This window comes from Streptomyces sp. NPDC048606 (assembly GCF_040650855.1).
GTDB lineage: Bacteria > Actinomycetota > Actinomycetes > Streptomycetales > Streptomycetaceae > Streptomyces.
Genome location: NZ_JBEZIB010000011.1, coordinates 100,062 through 116,130, shown reverse-complemented (window position 1 = coordinate 116,130; position 16,069 = coordinate 100,062). Strand labels below are relative to the sequence as shown.

The following is a 16,069-nucleotide window of genomic DNA, read 5'->3' as shown; positions in this document are numbered from 1 at the left end:
GGGGTGGTGCGGGTGGGTCAGAGGGCCTTGGCGAGGGCGTCGCGCAGGTGGCCGCCGGAGGCGGTGAGCAGCGCGGCGGCGGTGGGGCCGTCGACGCCGCCGAGGATGACGAGGATGGCGTTCTTGACCTCGCCGTCGGTGGCGGTGAGCGCGGCCTCGATCTCGGTGTCGTCGGCGCCGGTGGCGAGGGAGACGATGCGGCGGGAGCGGGCGCGCAGCTTCTCGTTGGAGGCGCGTACGTCGACCATGAGGTTCCCGTAGGTCTTGCCGAGGCGGATCATCGTGACCGTCGAGATGAGGTTCAGGACGAGCTTCTGGGCGGTGCCGGCCTTCAGGCGGGTGGAGCCGGTGAGCAGTTCGGGGCCGACGACGACCTCGATGCCGTGTTCGGCGGCGGCGGCGAGGGCGGATCCGGCGTTGCAGGACAGGCCGACGGTGAGGGCGCCGCGGCCGCGGGCGAACTCGACGGCGCCGATCGCGTACGGGGTGCGGCCGGAGGCGGAGACGCCGACGACGGTGTCGTCGGGGCCGATCGCGAGGGCGGTGAGGTCGGCCGCGGCCAGTTCGCGGGAGTCCTCGGCGCCTTCCACGGCCTTGACCATGGCGGAGGGGCCGCCCGCGATCAGGCCGACGACCTGTGCGGGGTCGGTGTTGAAGGTGGGCGGGCACTCGCTGGCGTCCAGGACGCCGAGCCGGCCGGCGGTGCCGGCGCCCGCGTAGACGAGGCGGCCGCCCCGGGCCATGCGGGCGGCGATGCCGTCGACGGCGGCGGCGATGGTCTCCAGCTGCCCGGCGACGGCGGCCGGGACGGTGGCGTCCTCGGCGTTCATGAGGCGGGCGATCTCCAGCGTGGGGAGCCGGTCGACGTCCGCGAGTTCGGGGCGGAAGGCCTCGGTGGTGAGGGTGTCGAGCTGGGCGCGGAGGGCTGCGTAGGCGGTCACGGGCGGTGCTCCTGACGGGCGGTGGTGCGGGTGGGGCCGACGGTGGTGCGGTGGCGGGGGGCGAGGGCCTCGTAGGAGGCGGCGAGGGCGGGGGCGGCGGTCTCGTAGGTGCGCTGCGCGACGCCGACGAAGAGGCAGTCGACGACCAGGAGTTGGCTGGTGCGGCTCGACATGGCGGCCGGGCGCAGTTGGCTCTCGCGGGCGGCGGAGGTGGCCAGGACCAGGTCGGCGTAGCGGGTGACGGGGGCGCCGGGGCGGGCGGTGAGGGCGAGGGTGGTCGCGCCGTGTTCGAAGGCGTGCCGCAGCGGTTCGATGACGTCGCCGGTGCCGCCGGAGTGGGTGACGGCGACGGCCACGTCTCCGGGGCGCAGCAGGACGGCGTTGGTGACGGCGAGGTGGGGGTCGTCGTGGGCGTGGGCGATCAGGCCGATGCGCAGGAGCTTCTGGGCGAGGTCGCGGGCGACGAGGCCGGAGGCGCCGACGCCGTAGATGTCGATGCGGCGGGCGGTCGCGAGGGCGTCGACGGCGGCTTCCAGCTGGGTCAGGTCCAGGCCGGCGGCGGTGTCGGCGAGGGTCTGGGCCTCTTCGCGGGCGAGCTTGGCGACGACCTCGGCCAGGGGGTCGTCGACGGCTATGTCGACCGTGACGGCGGGGGCGGCGCCGGATTCCTGCTGGGCGGCGAGTGCGGCGAGGGCCAGGCGCAGGTCGCGGTAGCCGGGGTAGCCGAGGAGGCGCGCGGTGCGCACGACGGTGGCCTCGCTGGTGCCGGTGCGTTCGGCGAGTCCGGTGACGGTGAGGCGGGCGCAGCCGGCCGGGTCGGAGGCGACGGCCTCGGCGACGGCCCGCACGGTGCGGGTCATGGTGGGGCCGAGGGCGCGGACGCGGGCCCGCAGGGCGGCGGGGGCGGGGGGTGCCTCGGTGCCGGTGCCGGTGCCGGGGGCCGGTGTCGGTTCGGGTGTCGGTTCGGGGGCCGGTTCGGGTGTCGGCCCCGGGGGCGATCCGTCCGCCGGATGGAAAGTTTCCTTCGCGTTCTCGCTCACGTCTGAAATCTATTTTCGGGCCGGGGGCGGGTCAAGGAGCCATAGGCAACCGGGGAAGGGGACTTGTGGCCCTGGACGGCCCCGCCGGCCCGACGGGCGGCGCTTCGCTACCGGAGAGTCCGGGTCCACAATGAGCGCATGGACCACACGACCCCCCTGGAACAGGCGCTGCACGTCGCCCGTGCGCTCGTTCTCGCCGATCTCGCCGCGGGTGAGGTCGCCGACGCCGATGTCGTCTCCCTCGTCGAGGACTCGGTCACGCACCGCCGCTGGTGGGTGGAGCAGTGGCCCGAGGGGGTCGACTACCTCGCCGGACTCGTCGCCCAGGACGTCCAGGACGCCCTGTTGGAGAAGTACGGCCGCTGGCCGCTGTGCCCGGTGTGCGGCCACGGCGACCCCCACGCGCTGGACGTGGAGCCGGAACTGGGCCCGGATCCGCACTGGGTGTGCTCGGAGGCGGGCGTGCGGGTGGCGTCCGTGGGCGCCCTCGGTCCCGTCCTGCACCCCGGTCGGTGAGCCGCCGGTGACGGTGTACATCGACCCGCCGACCTGGCCGGGGCACGGCCGCATGTGGTCGCACCTGGTCAGCGACGTCTCGTACGAGGAACTGCACGCCTTCGCGGGGTCCATCGGCTGCCCCGCGCGCGCCTTCGAACGGGACCACTACGACGTGCCCGCGCACCGGTACGCGGACGCGGTGGCGGCGGGGGCGGTGGAGGTGGGCAGCAAGGAACTGGTCCGCCGTCTGACGGCGGCCGGGCTGCGCCGCCCGAAGGGCCGGCCGGTCGCCTAGGCCGCGGGCGGGCTCGCCGGTGGGGCCGGGGCCGGGGTCGGTTTCGGGGTCGTCGGGGCGGGGGGTTCCGGGACGGCGTTCGGTTGGGCCGCCGCCGGGAGCGCCCAGACGTGCTCCGGGGTCACGATCCGGGTGACCGCGTTGGCGATGAGGGAGCTGAGGTTGCCGAACTGCCCGTCGACGTCGGAGTTCACCACGATCACCAGCGTGGCACGCTCCTGCGGGAGCCGGACGGCGACGGTCTCGTAGCCGGGCAGCTCGCCGTTGTGGCCGATCCAGCCGTCGATGTCGGCGATGCCGAGCCCGTAGCCCACGTCCGGGTAGCCGGTGGGCAGTGCGCGCAGCCGCTGGGCCTGGGTGCCCGGCTCCAGCAGCCGGCCTCCGTCGGGCAGCCGCCCGCCGACCAGGATCGGGACCCAGTCCCGCAGGTCGTCCATGGTGGAGATCATCGCGCCGGCCGCCCAGGCCCAGGAGGGGTTCCAGGCGGAGGCGTCGACGGTCGCGCCGTCCGGGGTGAAGTTGGTGTAGCCGTGCACGTGCGGGTCGGGGATCTCCGCGCCGGTCGGCAGCGAGGTGGAGTCGAGCCCGGCCGGCCGCAGGACGTGCTGCTCCAGGTAGGTGTGCAGGGGCTGCCCGCCGACCTTCTCGACGAGCAGGCCGAGGAGCACGGTGTTGGTGTTGGAGTACTCCCAGCGCGCGCCCGGCGGGAAGTCGGCCGGGTGCCGGAAGGCGATGGCCAACAGTTCCCGGGGGGTCCAGGAGCGCTGCGGGTCGGCCTTGTAGGCGGCCAGCCAGCGCGGGTCCTCGGTGTAGTTGTAGAGGCCGCTGCGCATCTCGGCGAGTTGGCGCACGGTGATCCGCTCGCCGCCGGGCACCCCGTCGAGGTAGGTGGAGATCGGCGCGTCGAGCCGTACCTTCCCCTCGTCGACGAGGCGCAGCACGGCGGTGACGGCGAAGGTCTTGGTGACGCTGCCGATGCGGGTGTGCGTGTCGGTCTTGATCGGGACGCCGGTGGCCTTGTCGGCGGTCCCGAAGGAGCGCACGTAGGAGTCGTCCCCGTCGACCCACAGGCCGACGCCGACGCCGGGGATGGCGGCCCTGCGCATGGCGGCCTCGATGGCGTCGTCGAGCCGCTCGGCGACCGCCGGGTCGATGTCGACGCGGCCCGGCGGGGCGGCGGCCGGGGCCTGTCCCGCGCACAGGGCGCTGAGCAGCAGGGTGGCGGCCGCGAGGAGGGTGGGCGTCCGGTACCGGCCCATGGGGGATCACCTCTGACGCATGGTCCCCGAGCGCTGTCCGGATCCCCGAGCGGACCTTCCCATCGTAGGAAGGCCCGCCGGGGGCGGCGACCGGGGCCGTGGCCCGGGTCGGGGCACGGGCCGGGGGGCCGGGGTCAGGTGCGGGCGGTCGCCTCGGCGGGGGTCGCGGCGGCGCCGGAGGCGACCACGCGGGTCGCGCGGGGCGGCGTACGCCGGTCCAGGCGCAGGGCGATCACGGCGAGGGCGATCGCGGTGACGGTCATGGCGGCGCCGGCCCAGGCGGTCGCGGAGAAGCCGAGGCCGGCGTCGATGACGGTGCCGCCGAGCCAGGGGCCGCCGGTGTTGCCGAGGTTGAACGCGGCGGTCGTGGTCGCGCCGGCCAGGGTGGGGGCGGCGCCGGCCACGTTGAACATGCGGGCGTTGAGGGCGGGGGCGGTGAAGAAGGCCGAGACGCCCAGCAGGAACGACAGCGCGATCGCCGCGACCGCGAGCGGGGCCAGCAGGGCGAGCACGGTCAGGAAGACGGTGGAGGCGGTGATGCCCCAGATCATCACGCCGAACAGGTGGGCGTCGGCGACCCGGCCGCCGATGGTCGTGCCGACGAGGGCGCCGATCCCGAAGAGTCCGAGGATCCACGGGACCCACTTCGAGTCCAGCCCGGCCACGTCCGTGAGCAGCGGCGACAGGTAGCTGAAGGCGCAGAAGACGCCGCCGGCGGCCAGGGCGGTGATGCCGATCGCGAGCCATACCTGGCGGTCGCCGTAGATGCGCAGCTCGCGGCGGAGGGTCGGTCGTTCGGCGGGGAGCGGGATGCGGGGGATCAGCGCGAGGATGCCGACGAGGGCGACGGCGGAGGCCGCGCCGACCGACCAGAACGCGGAGCGCCAGCCCAGGTGCTCGCCGAGGAAGGCGCCGGCCGGGACGCCGAGGACGTTGGCGATGGACAGGCCGCCGATCATGACGGCCATGGCGCGGGCGCGCTGGTCCTGGTCGACCATGGCGATGGCGACGGCCGCGCCGACGGCCCAGAAGCCGGCGCAGGCGAGGGCCGCGACCACGCGGGAGGCGAAGAGGAGCTCGTACGAGGGGGCCAGCGCGCCCGCGACCTGCCCGAGGCCGAAGAGGCTGATCAGGGCGATCAGGGTGGTGCGGCGGGGCAGGCGCAGGGTCGCCACGGCCAGCAGCGGCGCGCCGATCACCATGCCGATCGCGAAGGCGGATATGAGCAGGCCCGCCCGCGGGATGCTGACGCCCATGTCCTCGGCGATCGGTGGCAGCAGCCCGGAGAGCATGAACTCGCTGGTGCCGAGTGCGAAGACGGACAGGCCGAGGACGTAGACGGCGACGGGCATGCGGGAGCGGGGGGCATCTGCGGGCATGACTGTCACCAACCGGTGCGAACGCGATCGAATTCCCCCGGGTGTGTCAGTCCTGTGAATCCGGGGAGGCCTGCGCGGCGAGTTCGGCGGCGAGGTTGGCGCGGGCCGGGGCCTCCCAGTGGGCGGCGCCGTGGGGGGTGCGGAAGAGGCGCGGCAGGGCCAGGAGCTGCCGCAGGACGGCGGCGCGGCCGGTGCGGAAGGCCTCGTCGGGGACGAAGCCGTACTCGGCCCGCACGGCGGCGGCGTAGGCGGCGTAGGCGTCCGGGGCGCCGGCGAGGACGGCGAGGTCGGCGTCGCACAGCGCCTCGCCGTTGGTGTCGCCGGGGGCGGGGTCGTGGGTGACGGTGAGCCGGACCAGGCGGGCCACCTCGGCGGTGCGGGCGGGGTCGATGCCCAGCTCGGGCAGGGCGCGCTCGGCGAGGGCGGCGCTGCGTTCCTCGTTCTCGGAGCGGTCGGGGCGGTAGACGGCGTCGTGGAACCAGGCCGCGAGCTCGACGGCGGCCGGGTCGGCGGCGTGCGGGGCGAGGGCGTCGAGGTGGGTCAGGACGGCGGCCAGGTGGGCGGTGGTGTGGTAACGGCGCTGGGGCTCCGCCCAGGCGGCGAGGAGGCGGTCCGCGTAGGGGGCGGGGTCGGCGGCGGGGTCGGCGCCGGCGGCCGTGGCGGTGGCGTGCCAGCGGGCGCGCAGGGCGGTGGTGTCGCTCGGGGTCGGCTCCGTATTCATGCGCACATTGTGGGGGTGGCGTGATTGTGCTGGTGGAGCGCGGGCGGAGGCCCGTACTCTGGATATTGGACTAGACCTATTTTTCCACTGGACCCGTGCCCGTGGACAACCGGAACGAAGGACGGCAACTGATGAGCAACCGTGCGCTCCTGGAGGTGATCGCCCTCGACGTGGAGGACGCGGTCGCGGCCCAGGCCGGTGGGGCCGACCGCCTTGAGCTGGTCACCGACATGGCCGCCGACGGACTCACGCCGTCGCGCGAGACCTTCGCGGCGATCCGGGCGGCCGTCGACATCCCGCTGCGCGTGATGCTCCGCAGGACGGACGGGTTCGCGGCGGGTGACGTCACCGATCTGGTGACGGTGGCGCGGGAACTGCGCGCGGAGGGCGCCGAGGAGTTCGTCCTCGGCTTCCTGAACCCGGACGGCACCCCGGACCTCGCGGCCGTCGAAGCGGTGGTCGCCGCGCTCGACGGGTGCCGCTGGACCTTCCACCGGGCGATCGACCGGGCCTCCGACCGCGACGGGCTGCGCAAGGCCCTCGCCGACCTGCCCGGCCTCGACACGTACCTGACCGCCGGGTCCGCGGCCGGGGTCGACGACGGCCTGCCGGTCCTGCTCGCGGAGGCCGCCCGCGGCGCCGAGCCCGGCTACGGGCCGCGCATCCTGGTCGGCGGCGGCCTGACCCTGGCCCACCTGCCGCGGCTGCGGGCGGCGGGCATCGACGCCTTCCACATCGGCGGCGCGGCCCGCCCCCACGGCTGGAGCGCCCCGGTCGCGGCCTCCGCCGTGGCCCAGTGGCGCGAGGCTCTCCTGACCCCGGTCGCGTAGCGGCGCCCCTCCCGCCCGCGCCGGGCGCCGTCGCGGGGGTGGGGCGTCAGGTCAGGGCGGGCGGGAGGGGGGACGAGTGGAGGGCCGTGAGGCCCGACACCGCCCGGGTGAGGCAGACGTACAGGCGCCGCAGACCCGTGCGCTCGTCGGGCTCGCCCGCGACCACCGCGGCCGGCTCGTCCAGGACCACGTAGTCGTACTCCAGGCCCTTCGCCAGCGACGCCGGCACCAGCGTCAGACGCGACTCCACCGTGGTCTCCTCACCGGGCGCCAGGTACGGCAGACCCGCCTCCACCAGGGCCCGGCCCAGCTCCGGGATCCGCGCGTCCGCCGCGATCAGGCCGATCGACCCCTCGTGCGCCAGCGAGGCCCGGCAGGCCTCGACCACCGCCGCGGTGAGGTCGTCGGTCCGGGTGACCACCAGGGACCCCGGGGTCTCGCGGACCGAGGAGACCGGGGCCAGCCCCGGGGAGATCGCCGGCAGCAGCCGGGACGCGTACGCGATGACCTCGCGCGGCACGCGGAAGCCCGCCGTGAGCTCCTCCACGACCGCCTCCGGCTTGCCCAGGTGCCGCAGGGCCTCGTCCCAGCCCCGGGTGGCCCAAGGGGTCGTGCCCTGCGCGAGGTCGCCCAGGACCGTCGCGGAGCCCGTCGTGCAGCGCCGACCCACCGCCCGGTACTGCATCGGGGACAGGTCCTGCGCCTCGTCGAGCACGACGTGGCCCAGGGAGTGGGTGCGTTCCACCAGGTCACGGGCCTCGTCGATGAGGACCAGGTCGGCCGCCGACCACTTCGCGGACCGCACGCTCCGGAACGGCTTCGGCCACAGCAGCAGGGCCTGCTCGTCCGGCGTCAGGACGCCCTCCGCGTGCGCCGCGAGGAACTCCGCGTCCGACAGCAGGCGCAGCACCAGCTTCGCCGGCTCCACCTGCGGCCAGATCGCCTTGACGGCCGCCTTCACGGCCGCGTTGCGGGCCACCGCGTCCTGCACCCGGTCGTCGGGCGCCTCGCCCGCCTGCTCCATCCGTACGAGGACGGTGTGCGCGATGCGCTGCGGGAGGGCGTCGCGGGCCGCGCCGTAGCGGATGTCGCGGCGCCGGAGCTCCTCGACGATCTCCGCGATCTCGTACGCGGGCACCCGCCAGCGGCGCGAGCCGCGCACCACCATCAGCGGCTCGGTCGGCTCGGTGACGTGCGAGCGCACGGCACGGCGCAGCACCTCCGCCATCCGGGCGTCGCCCTTGACCACGGCGGTCGCGGCGGCGTCGACGGCGCGCACCTCCAGGCCGTCGCGGGCGACGAGGTCGTCGACGGTGGCCTGCTTGACCTCCAGCTCGCCCAGGGCCGGCAGGACCTGCTCGATGTAGTGGAGGAAGGAACGGTTCGGCCCGATGACCAGGGTTCCGGTGCGGGCCAGGCGCTCGCGGTGCGCGTACAGGAGGTAGGCGACGCGGTGCAGGCCGACGGCCGTCTTCCCGGTGCCGGGGCCGCCCTGGACGCAGACCGAGCCGGACAGGCCGGAGCGGACAATTTGGTCCTGCTCGGGCTGGATCGTCGCGACGATGTCGCGCATGGGGCCGACGCGGGGCCGCTCGATCTCGCGCTGGAGGAGCGCGCTGACGGCGGCCGACTCGGCGGGGTCCGACAGGTGCTCGTCCTCGTACGCGGTCAGCTCGCCGCCGGTGTAGCCGAAGCGGCGGCGCAGCCCGATGTCCTGCGGGTCGGCCTTGGAGGCGCGGTAGAACGGCTGGGAGACCGGCGCGCGCCAGTCGATGACCATCGGGTCGCCGTCGGCGTCGTGGACGTGGCGGCGACCGATGTAGAACTGCTCGCCCTCCGCGCCCTCGGCCAGGTCGGCGCCCGGCGCGTGCAGGTAGTCGAGGCGGCCGAAGAAGAGCGGGGTGTGGGAGAGGTCGGCCAGCGCCTTGATGCGGTCGTCGATCTGCGCCTGGAGGACGACGGCGTTGACCCAGTTCGCGGTGACGTCGCGGATGTCGAGGGCCTCGACGTCCTCGCGCATGGCGCGCAGGGCGGAGCGCGAGGCGCTCAGGTGGGCCCGTTCACGACCGAGCGGATCGGCGGGGTCGGCGAGGTCGGTGGGTTCGGCGGGGGCGTCCGGGGACTGGGTGTCGGGGGCGTGCGCGGGCACGGAACTGCCTCCAGCTTGACGTGTGCGAAACGGGAGCCCGCCGGTTTCCGTCCGGTGGGCGGCTCTCCCCGGTGGTGCGGCGGGAGGCGGCAAGAGCGGAGATTGTAGCCGGCGGCCGGGGGCGGCGCGAACGGTTTCCGTCGTCGCCGGTCCGTCGGTACCGGGACCCCCGTACGGGTGTCATACCGGGGAGTGTCAGACCTGAGGCAGGGCCCTAGGGGTCGGCATGGGCCGTGAGGAGGACCCCGGGGGCCCGCCGGTTCCGTCCCGAGGGCGATGTGCCGGAAGGCGGGAGAACGCACCATGGATTCATGAGCACCGCAACCTTCACCCCGATGCGGGGCGGCCGCCCGAGCGGCGCCACCGCCACCTCCGATTCCCGTTCCCGACACCGTTTCGGCGACGTCCTGCGCGCCGCGAAGGTCTTCGCGGCGACCGCCGTGAGCGTCGTCGTGCTGGGCGAGTACGCCGAGGACGCCGGCGTCATACGCAGGTGACGGGCCGCGCCGCGACCGTGGCCTGATACCGCCGGCACCCGCGCACCCGTCCACTAGGGTCACGCGCGTGACCCGCAGCACCGATCCGCTCCGCTCGCCGTCGTCCCTGCTCGGAGTGCCGGTCACGGGGGCGCTGCTGCTGTCGGGCGTGCTGTGCCTCGCCCTGCGGGTCCCCTCGGCGCACGCGCCGGTCCAGGCCCTGTCCGCCCACGGGTGGTGGCCCCCGGCCATCTATCCGCCGTTCGCCGCGATCCTGTTCACCCCGGCCGCCTGGCTGCCCGCCGGAATACTGAAGGTCGTGCTCCTCCTCGGCAACGCCGGCCTGCTCGCCCTGCTGATCGTGCTGTCCTGCCGGTTCGGGGGCCTGCGGGCCCGCCCGGTGCCCGTCCTCGCCGCGACCACCGCCGGGCTGTGGCTGGAGCCGCTGTTCCAGGACCCGCTGCCCGCCCAGATCAACCTGGCGTTCGCCTGCCTCGCCGTCTGGGACCTGGGCCGGGCGCGCGGAGCGCTGGGCGAGGGCTTCGCCCTCGGCACCGCCGCCGGCATCACCCTGACGCCGACGGTGTTCATCGCGTACCTGCTCCTGACCGGCCGGATCAGGGCCGGTCTGACCGCCCTGGCCGGCTTCACCGGCACCGCCCTGCTGGGCCTGCTCGTGCTGCCGCAGGCCTCCGCCGACTTCTGGTCCCGCCACCTGCCCGAGACCGGCGCAGCCCTCCTGCTGGACCCGTGTCACCTGTGGGTCTGGGCCGTACCGCCGCTCGTGACGGCCTTGGCGGCCCTGTCGCAGCGGCGCCGGAGCGGGCGCCCGGGCGGGCGTGCGCGTACGGTGCCGGTCCCGTCCCCGAGGTCGGCCCTCGGGGAGCGGGAGGCCGGGCCGGTCGAGGCCCGGGCGGCGGACCGTCAGTCGCCCGCCAGCAGCTCGTCGGCGTCCATGATCCGGTAGGCGTAGCCCTGTTCGGCCAGGAAGCGCTGACGGTGCGCGGCGAAGTCCTGGTCGATGGTGTCGCGCGCGACGACCGAGTAGAAGCGGGCCTCGTGCCCGTCGGCCTTCGGACGCAGGACGCGACCGAGGCGCTGCGCCTCCTCCTGTCGGGAGCCGAAGGTGCCCGACACCTGGATGGCGACGGTGGCCTCGGGCAGGTCGATGGAGAAGTTCGCGACCTTCGAGACGACCAGCACGTTGATCTCGCCCTCGCGGAAGGCGTCGAAGAGCTTCTCGCGCTGCGCGTTGGAGGTCTCGCCCTTGATGACGGGCGCGTCCAGGTGCTCGCCCAACTCGTCGAGCTGGTCGATGTACTGGCCGATGACGAGGGTCTGCTCGCCCCGGTGCTTGCGCACCAGCGCCTCCGTGACCTTCCGCTTCGTCGCGGTCGTGGCACAGAAGCGGTACTTCTCCTCCGTCTCGGCGGTCGCGTACGCGAGCCGCTCCGACTCGGTCAGGTTGACCCGGACCTCGACGCAGTCGGCGGGCGCGATGTAGCCCTGCGCCTCGATCTCCTTCCACGGCGCGTCGAAGCGCTTCGGCCCGATCAGGGAGAACACGTCGGACTCGCGGCCGTCCTCCCGCACGAGGGTGGCCGTCAGACCGAGCCGGCGGCGTGCCTGGAGGTCGGCGGTGAACTTGAACACGGGCGCCGGCAGCAGGTGGACCTCGTCGTAGAGGATCAGACCCCAGTCGCGGGAGTCGAACAGCTCCAGGTGCGGGTAGACGCCCTTCCGCCGGGTCGTCAGCACCTGGTAGGTGGCGATGGTGACGGGCCGGATCTCCTTGCGGGTGCCGGAGTACTCGCCGATCTCCTCCTCCGTCAGCGAGGTCCGCTTGACCAGCTCGTGCTTCCACTGACGGGCGGAGACCGTGTTGGTGACCAGGATCAGCGTGGTCGCCTTGGCCTTCGCCATGGCCCCCGCGCCGACCAGCGTCTTGCCCGCGCCGCACGGCAGGACGACCACGCCGGAGCCGCCGTGCCAGAAGCCCTCGACCGCCTGCGCCTGGTAGGGGCGCAGCGCCCAGCCGTTCTCCTCCAGCTCGATCGGGTGCGCCTCGCCGTCGACGTACCCGGCGAGGTCCTCGGCGGGCCAGCCCAGCTTGAGCAGGGTCTGCTTGATCTGCCCGCGCTCGGAGGGGTGGACGGCCACGGTGTCGGCGTCGAGGCGGGCGCCGACGAGGGGGGTGATCCGCTTGGAGCGCAGGATCTCCTCCAGCACCGGCCGGTCGGTGCTGGTCAGCACGAGTCCGTGGACGGGGTGCTTGGAGAGGGTGAGGCGGCCGTAGCGGGCCATGGTCTCGGCGACGTCGACGAGCAGCGCGTGCGGGACGGGGTACCGGGAGAACTCGACGAGCGCGTCGACGACCTGCTCGGCGTCGTGCCCGGCGGCGCGGGCGTTCCACAGGCCGAGCGGGGTGATCCGGTAGGTGTGGATGTGCTCGGGGGCGCGCTCCAGCTCGGCGAAGGGCGCGATGGCGCGGCGGGCGGCCCCGGCGAGCTCGTGGTCGACTTCGAGGAGGAGGGTTTTGTCGCTCTGGACGATGAGGGGCCCGTTCACGCAGCAGTTCCCTTTCCGGCGTGATGTGACCGCCCGGACGCGGGCGGCCAAACCTCCAGTCTGCCCTATCGGGGGGTGACGGGGGCGGGTCCGCCCGGGGCGGCCGTCGGGGCGGGGCCGGGGCGGCCGTCGCTGCGGGGCCGGGGCGGGCCGGGGAAAAGGTGTTGGAGGGGGGCGGTGCGCCCCGCGTACGGTCCGGGCATGAGCGAACCCGAGCAGTCCTTCGTCCCCGCCGACTTCGAGGCGCCCGCGCCGCCGGAGACCGCAGCCTTCCGGCTGGAGCCGCTGGGCGCGCGGCACAACGAGGCGGACCTGGCCGCCTGGAGCGGGAGCATCGCGCACATCCGGGCCACGCCCGGCTTCGTCGACGGGGGGTGGCCGCCGCCGGAGGGGATGAGCGCCGAGGCCAACCTCGCCGACCTGGAGCGGCACGCCGAGGACTTCGCCGCCCGGCGCGGGTTCACGTACAGCGTGCTGGAGGGGCGCGGCGCGGGGACCGAGGTCATCGGCTGCCTGTACGTCTACCCGAGCAAGGAGACCCCCGGGCGGGTGCGGGTCAGCTCCTGGGTGCGCGCCGACCGGGCCCACCTCGACGCCGAGCTGTACGGGGCCGTCGTCGACTGGCTCGCCGGGGCGTGGCCCTTCGACCCGGCGCTGGTGGACTACGCGTCCAGGTGAGGCAGCGGCCCCGACGGGTACGGGGTCTCCACCGGGAGCAGCGCCCGGGCCGCGTCGGTGTCGCCGGCGCGGACCAGGGCGTTGATCTCCCGGGCCAGCGGGGTGACGTCGCGGATGGAGACCGTCCAGTTGTCGGCGTAGGCCCGCGCACTGGGACCCGACAGGCCGAGCTGGAGCGAGCGGTACGGGAGCGGCCTCAGGTGCAGGTCGCGCTCCGGGTCCCACTGGACGCGGACCGTGGTCTCGCGCACGGACTCCTTCCAGGCGGCGCGGTCGGCGTGCACGCGGCGGGCGTAGTGGGACAGACAGGCCCCGGCGAGGGCCGAGTCGAAGCCGGCGCGGGTGATCTCGACGGCCAGGACGGTCTCCTGGCCGGCCTTGGCCGCCCAGCCGCAGCGGTACATCATCCACAGGAACGACGGCTTGATCCACGTCATCCGCTCGCGCTTCCAGGCGGGCGGGAAGCGTCCGTCGCGGGCCGCCGGGAGACCGAGGGCGGGGGAGTACGCCTGGTACACGGTCACGGTGTCGGCCGTGTGCGCGGCCCGGATCCGGCGGACGGGCTCGGCGGCCGGGTCGGGGCGGTCGTGCGTGGGCGTGGGCGCGGCGGCGGTCGCGGTGTACTGATCGGACATGTCGTCAGGGTGACGCATCCAAGTCCTCGCCGGCGAACCCTTTTTCCGCCGGGCCCGGGGCCGCCCCGGCGGGCCTCAGACCTGGTCCTCCGCCAGTTCCGCCACGCCCGTGATGCGGTGCAGGGCGAACGTGCGCACCTCGTCCGCCGTGTGGTCGTAGCCCGTGACGAAGCCGCCCTCCACCCGCACCGGGGCGATGACGCGCTGGCTCGCCGCCCCTTCGGCGTTGACGTACCCGATCCACACCGCCGACCCCGTCAGCGCCGCCGCCTGCACCGTCGCCAGGGTCTCCGCCGCGCTGGTGCGCGGGAGTTCGCCCGGAGCCGGAGCCGGGGCCGGGGTTCCGTCGGCGGAGGGCGCCGGCTCCTTGCGGACCGCCGTCGCCGCCAGGTCGCCCGCGCGGATCGCCCGTACCGCCGCCCCCAGCAGGGTGGCGTCCGGCACCGGCGGCCCGTCCGGCACCGGCACCGGCGCCGAGCGCGCCGGCGTGCGGTGCGCGTCCGCCCGCGCCACCAGCACGTCCCCGGTACGGGACTCCGCCGCCGGCGCGTAGCCCATCGCCCGCAACCCGTCGAGCAGCGCGCCCGGTTCGGCCTGCGCCGCCAGTACGGTCGGCGCGAGCCGGCGCAGCCCCAGGCCGGCGGACCGCTTGTCGGCGAGGATCTCGCCCAGCATCGCGTCGTCGTCGCAGCGCACGTACGAGGAGGCCGCGCCGACCCGCAGGTGCCCGTGCCGCCGCGCCACGTCGTCGATCAGGTACGCGAGGGGCTGCGGCACCGGGGTGCGGCTGTGCTCGGCGAGGAAGGCGTGCAGGTCGGAGGCGGTGCGGCCGGCGTCGAGGGCGCGGCGCACCGAACCGGGCGTGAACCGGTACACCGTCGCCCCGCCCTTGGACTCCACGTCGGCGAGCACCGCCAGCACCTCGCCGAGCGGCCGGCGCAGCGGGCCGGGGGCCACCGCCGTCAGGTCGGCCTGGAGCAGGACGTGGTCCACCGGTTCGGGCAGCAGCGGCGCCAGCATCGGCGCCGGGTCGCGGTGCTCCAGCAGGGCCCGGCCGAAGGCGCTGAGCGCGCCCCGGCCGGTGACGCCGAGGACCTCGGCCTCGGTCAGCGTCCAGTGCGCGAGGCGGGCGCGCAGGTCGCTCGTACCGCGCGACGGACGTTCCCACGCGAGGCGTTCGAGGAGCGCCTCGGGCTGCGGCGAGGCGCCCTCGGGCAGGTCGGCGAGGAGGTCCAGGACCCGGCGCCGCACCTCGGGGGCGGCGGAGCGGTCCAGGTCGGCTCCGAGCACCGACAGGGTGCGGCCCTTGGCGTCCTGCTCGCCGGCCAGTCCGGCGGTCCGGGTGGCGGGCAGCCAGGCCGCGACCAGCGCCGACCACCTGCGGGCGGGCGGGAGTTCGGTCCAGTCGTCGAAGGCGGGGGTCGGCGCGTACCGTTCGTCGGCCTCCCCGTCGCTCGCCAGGAGCCCGGCCGCGTACGCCAGCTCGATCCAGAACGCCGCCTGCGGCTCGGTGGTGTCCAGCGTGGCGGCGGTCCGCTTCAGGTCGCGCACGGCGAGCCCGCCCGCCCGCAGCACGGCGGGCCCGGCGTGCTCCCAGGCCTTGACCAGTTCCTCCACGACGCCCACCGCGGCCAGGGCCTGCCCGGCGGCGTTCGCGTCCACAAGCCGTGGACGGTGCTCGCGGTCCGCGCCGACCGGCGGCGCGAGGGGCGCCGTCCGACGGTGCGCGAACCCGCCGCGCAGGTGCAGGGCCACCTCGCGGGGCAGGACGACCGTCCGCGCCGAGGCGGGCAGCAACAGGCCCCGGTCGCGCAGCCAGCGCACCGGCGCCGCCGGATTCGGGGTCACCTCCCCGTAGGGCGGACCCCACACCAGCCGGCCCAGCACCTGGTGGGCCTCCGCGGGGGCCTCGTCGAGCAGCGCCGACATCCGCTCCGGGTCCGTGAACAGCCCCGTCAGCGCGGCCACCGCCGACACCGGGTCGTGCGTCGCCGGCAGCCCGGCCGCCGCCACGATCTCCTGGACCCGGGTCGGGGACATCCCGGCCGTGGCCTCCGCGACGGTCGGGCCCAGCCCGGTCGGGGACGGCCGCTGCGCCGAGGGGGCGAGCAGTTCCCGGGCGGTGCGCACCAGGCGCAGCCGCTCGTCGTCGCCCCACACCAGGGCCTGGTCGCGCAGGGTGCCCAGTGCGCGGGGCAGGGCGGCGCGGGCCTCCTCGTCCTCGCCGCCCGTCAGGAGCGACTCCAACACCGGGTACGGGCAGGGGTCCGGGGCCACGGCGAGGGCCTCCGCCGTCTGGAGCGCGAACCGGTCCAGGCGGTCCAGGGCGCGCACCACCGAGGCCCGGGTGCCGGCGCGCGTGGCGAGCTGGGTCACGTCCCCGGGCACCGGGTTCAGCAGGTCCGGGCGGGCGTGCAGGAGGGCGGTCAGCGCGACGTCGTCGCGGGCGCGGAGCGCCTCGGCGAGGGAACGCGGGGCGTTCGCCGCAGCGGGTGCGGCGGAGGTGCTTGCCTCGGGCACGGTGGTCGCCTCCTGGTCACGTCGGCCGGTCGTCGGCCGGTCCCCATCCGGTCCACGGTATCCGCTGCGTCGGCGGCCGC

At 75.3% G+C, this 16,069-nt stretch carries 15 protein-coding genes; 6 read left to right on the top strand and 9 right to left on the bottom strand.

Annotation, left to right across the window (positions count from 1 at the left end; translation table 11 throughout):
• Window positions 1-17: 17 nt before the first annotated feature.
• The gene (gene murQ / locus AB0D01_RS14565) at window positions 18-941 is read right to left on the bottom strand and encodes an N-acetylmuramic acid 6-phosphate etherase (protein WP_363055498.1); all 924 of its coding nucleotides are present in this window, start codon (window positions 939-941) and stop codon (window positions 18-20) included.
• A complete protein-coding gene (locus tag AB0D01_RS14560) occupies window positions 938-1,834 on the bottom strand; it encodes a MurR/RpiR family transcriptional regulator (protein WP_363055607.1) in 897 nt (298 codons plus the stop codon). The genes murQ and AB0D01_RS14560 overlap by 4 nt, the downstream gene beginning before the upstream one ends.
• Window positions 1,835-2,119: 285 nt before the next feature.
• On the opposite strand from AB0D01_RS14560, the gene AB0D01_RS14555 reads away from it, so the two are divergent.
• Complete coding sequence (locus AB0D01_RS14555; protein WP_363055497.1) at window positions 2,120-2,497, top strand: hypothetical protein; 378 nt, start codon at window positions 2,120-2,122, stop codon at window positions 2,495-2,497.
• Between the two features lie 7 nt (window positions 2,498-2,504).
• Window positions 2,505-2,774 (top strand): DUF4031 domain-containing protein, encoded by a 270-nt coding sequence (locus AB0D01_RS14550; RefSeq protein WP_363055496.1) that lies wholly within the window; start codon window positions 2,505-2,507, stop codon window positions 2,772-2,774.
• Here the strand turns inward: AB0D01_RS14550 and AB0D01_RS14545 are convergent.
• From AB0D01_RS14545 to AB0D01_RS14535, 3 genes are all read right to left on the bottom strand, one after another.
• Window positions 2,771-4,033, bottom strand: coding sequence for a serine hydrolase domain-containing protein (locus tag AB0D01_RS14545; RefSeq protein WP_363055495.1), 1,263 nt, complete (start codon window positions 4,031-4,033; stop codon window positions 2,771-2,773). The two genes, AB0D01_RS14550 and AB0D01_RS14545, sit on opposite strands and share 4 nt — an antisense overlap.
• A 134-nt stretch (window positions 4,034-4,167) precedes the next feature.
• Window positions 4,168-5,385, bottom strand: coding sequence for a Cmx/CmrA family chloramphenicol efflux MFS transporter (locus AB0D01_RS14540; RefSeq protein ID WP_363055606.1), 1,218 nt, complete (start codon window positions 5,383-5,385; stop codon window positions 4,168-4,170).
• A 73-nt stretch (window positions 5,386-5,458) separates the two neighbouring features.
• Window positions 5,459-6,133 (bottom strand): hypothetical protein, encoded by a 675-nt coding sequence (locus AB0D01_RS14535; protein WP_363055494.1) that lies wholly within the window; start codon window positions 6,131-6,133, stop codon window positions 5,459-5,461.
• A 131-nt stretch (window positions 6,134-6,264) separates the two neighbouring features.
• On the opposite strand from AB0D01_RS14535, the gene AB0D01_RS14530 reads away from it, so the two are divergent.
• Window positions 6,265-6,963, top strand: coding sequence for a copper homeostasis protein CutC (locus tag AB0D01_RS14530; RefSeq protein WP_363055493.1), 699 nt, complete (start codon window positions 6,265-6,267; stop codon window positions 6,961-6,963).
• 46 nt (window positions 6,964-7,009) lie between these two features.
• Here AB0D01_RS14530 and AB0D01_RS14525 read toward each other — a convergent pair whose 3' ends face one another.
• The gene (locus AB0D01_RS14525) at window positions 7,010-9,112 is read right to left on the bottom strand and encodes a UvrD-helicase domain-containing protein (RefSeq protein ID WP_363055492.1); all 2,103 of its coding nucleotides are present in this window, start codon (window positions 9,110-9,112) and stop codon (window positions 7,010-7,012) included.
• A gap of 311 nt (window positions 9,113-9,423) precedes the next feature.
• Here AB0D01_RS14525 and AB0D01_RS14520 point away from each other — a divergent pair, with 311 nt between their 5' ends.
• Window positions 9,424-9,609, top strand: a complete 186-nt coding sequence (locus AB0D01_RS14520) for a hypothetical protein (RefSeq protein ID WP_363055491.1) — start codon at window positions 9,424-9,426, stop codon at window positions 9,607-9,609.
• Window positions 9,610-9,676: 67 nt separating this feature from the next.
• Complete coding sequence (locus AB0D01_RS14515; protein ID WP_363055490.1) at window positions 9,677-10,555, top strand: glycosyltransferase family 87 protein; 879 nt, start codon at window positions 9,677-9,679, stop codon at window positions 10,553-10,555.
• Here AB0D01_RS14515 and AB0D01_RS14510 read toward each other — a convergent pair.
• Complete coding sequence (locus AB0D01_RS14510) at window positions 10,513-12,156, bottom strand: DNA repair helicase XPB (protein WP_363055489.1); 1,644 nt, start codon at window positions 12,154-12,156, stop codon at window positions 10,513-10,515. The two genes, AB0D01_RS14515 and AB0D01_RS14510, sit on opposite strands and share 43 nt — an antisense overlap.
• A 201-nt stretch (window positions 12,157-12,357) precedes the next feature.
• Between AB0D01_RS14510 and AB0D01_RS14505 the strand changes: the two genes are divergently transcribed.
• Window positions 12,358-12,834, top strand: a complete 477-nt coding sequence (locus AB0D01_RS14505; RefSeq protein WP_363055488.1) for an N-acetyltransferase — start codon at window positions 12,358-12,360, stop codon at window positions 12,832-12,834.
• Here the strand turns inward: AB0D01_RS14505 and AB0D01_RS14500 are convergent.
• Window positions 12,819-13,469 carry a DUF4291 domain-containing protein gene (locus AB0D01_RS14500; RefSeq protein WP_363055487.1) on the bottom strand — a complete coding sequence of 217 codons (651 nt, stop codon included), beginning with the start codon at window positions 13,467-13,469 and terminating at the stop codon, window positions 12,819-12,821. The genes AB0D01_RS14505 and AB0D01_RS14500 overlap by 16 nt on opposite strands.
• A gap of 75 nt (window positions 13,470-13,544) precedes the next feature.
• On the bottom strand, window positions 13,545-15,989 hold the full coding sequence (locus AB0D01_RS14495; protein ID WP_363055486.1) for a helicase C-terminal domain-containing protein: 2,445 nt from the start codon (window positions 15,987-15,989) through the stop codon (window positions 13,545-13,547).
• Window positions 15,990-16,069: the final 80 nt, after the last annotated feature.

What these genes read in the sequence shown, in the direction of transcription:
- AB0D01_RS14555 (WP_363055497.1), top strand. Translation starts at nt 2,120, where the DNA reads ATGGACCACACGACCCCCCTGGAACAGGCGCTGCACGTCGCCCGTGCG.
- AB0D01_RS14545 (WP_363055495.1), bottom strand. Translation starts at nt 4,033, where the DNA reads ATGGGCCGGTACCGGACGCCCACCCTCCTCGCGGCCGCCACCCTGCTG.
- AB0D01_RS14505 (WP_363055488.1), top strand. Translation starts at nt 12,358, where the DNA reads ATGAGCGAACCCGAGCAGTCCTTCGTCCCCGCCGACTTCGAGGCGCCC.
- AB0D01_RS14500 (WP_363055487.1), bottom strand. Translation starts at nt 13,469, where the DNA reads ATGTCCGATCAGTACACCGCGACCGCCGCCGCGCCCACGCCCACGCAC.
- AB0D01_RS14535 (WP_363055494.1), bottom strand. Translation starts at nt 6,133, where the DNA reads ATGAATACGGAGCCGACCCCGAGCGACACCACCGCCCTGCGCGCCCGC.
- AB0D01_RS14520 (WP_363055491.1), top strand. Translation starts at nt 9,424, where the DNA reads ATGAGCACCGCAACCTTCACCCCGATGCGGGGCGGCCGCCCGAGCGGC.
- AB0D01_RS14530 (WP_363055493.1), top strand. Translation starts at nt 6,265, where the DNA reads ATGAGCAACCGTGCGCTCCTGGAGGTGATCGCCCTCGACGTGGAGGAC.
- AB0D01_RS14540 (WP_363055606.1), bottom strand. Translation starts at nt 5,385, where the DNA reads ATGCCCGTCGCCGTCTACGTCCTCGGCCTGTCCGTCTTCGCACTCGGC.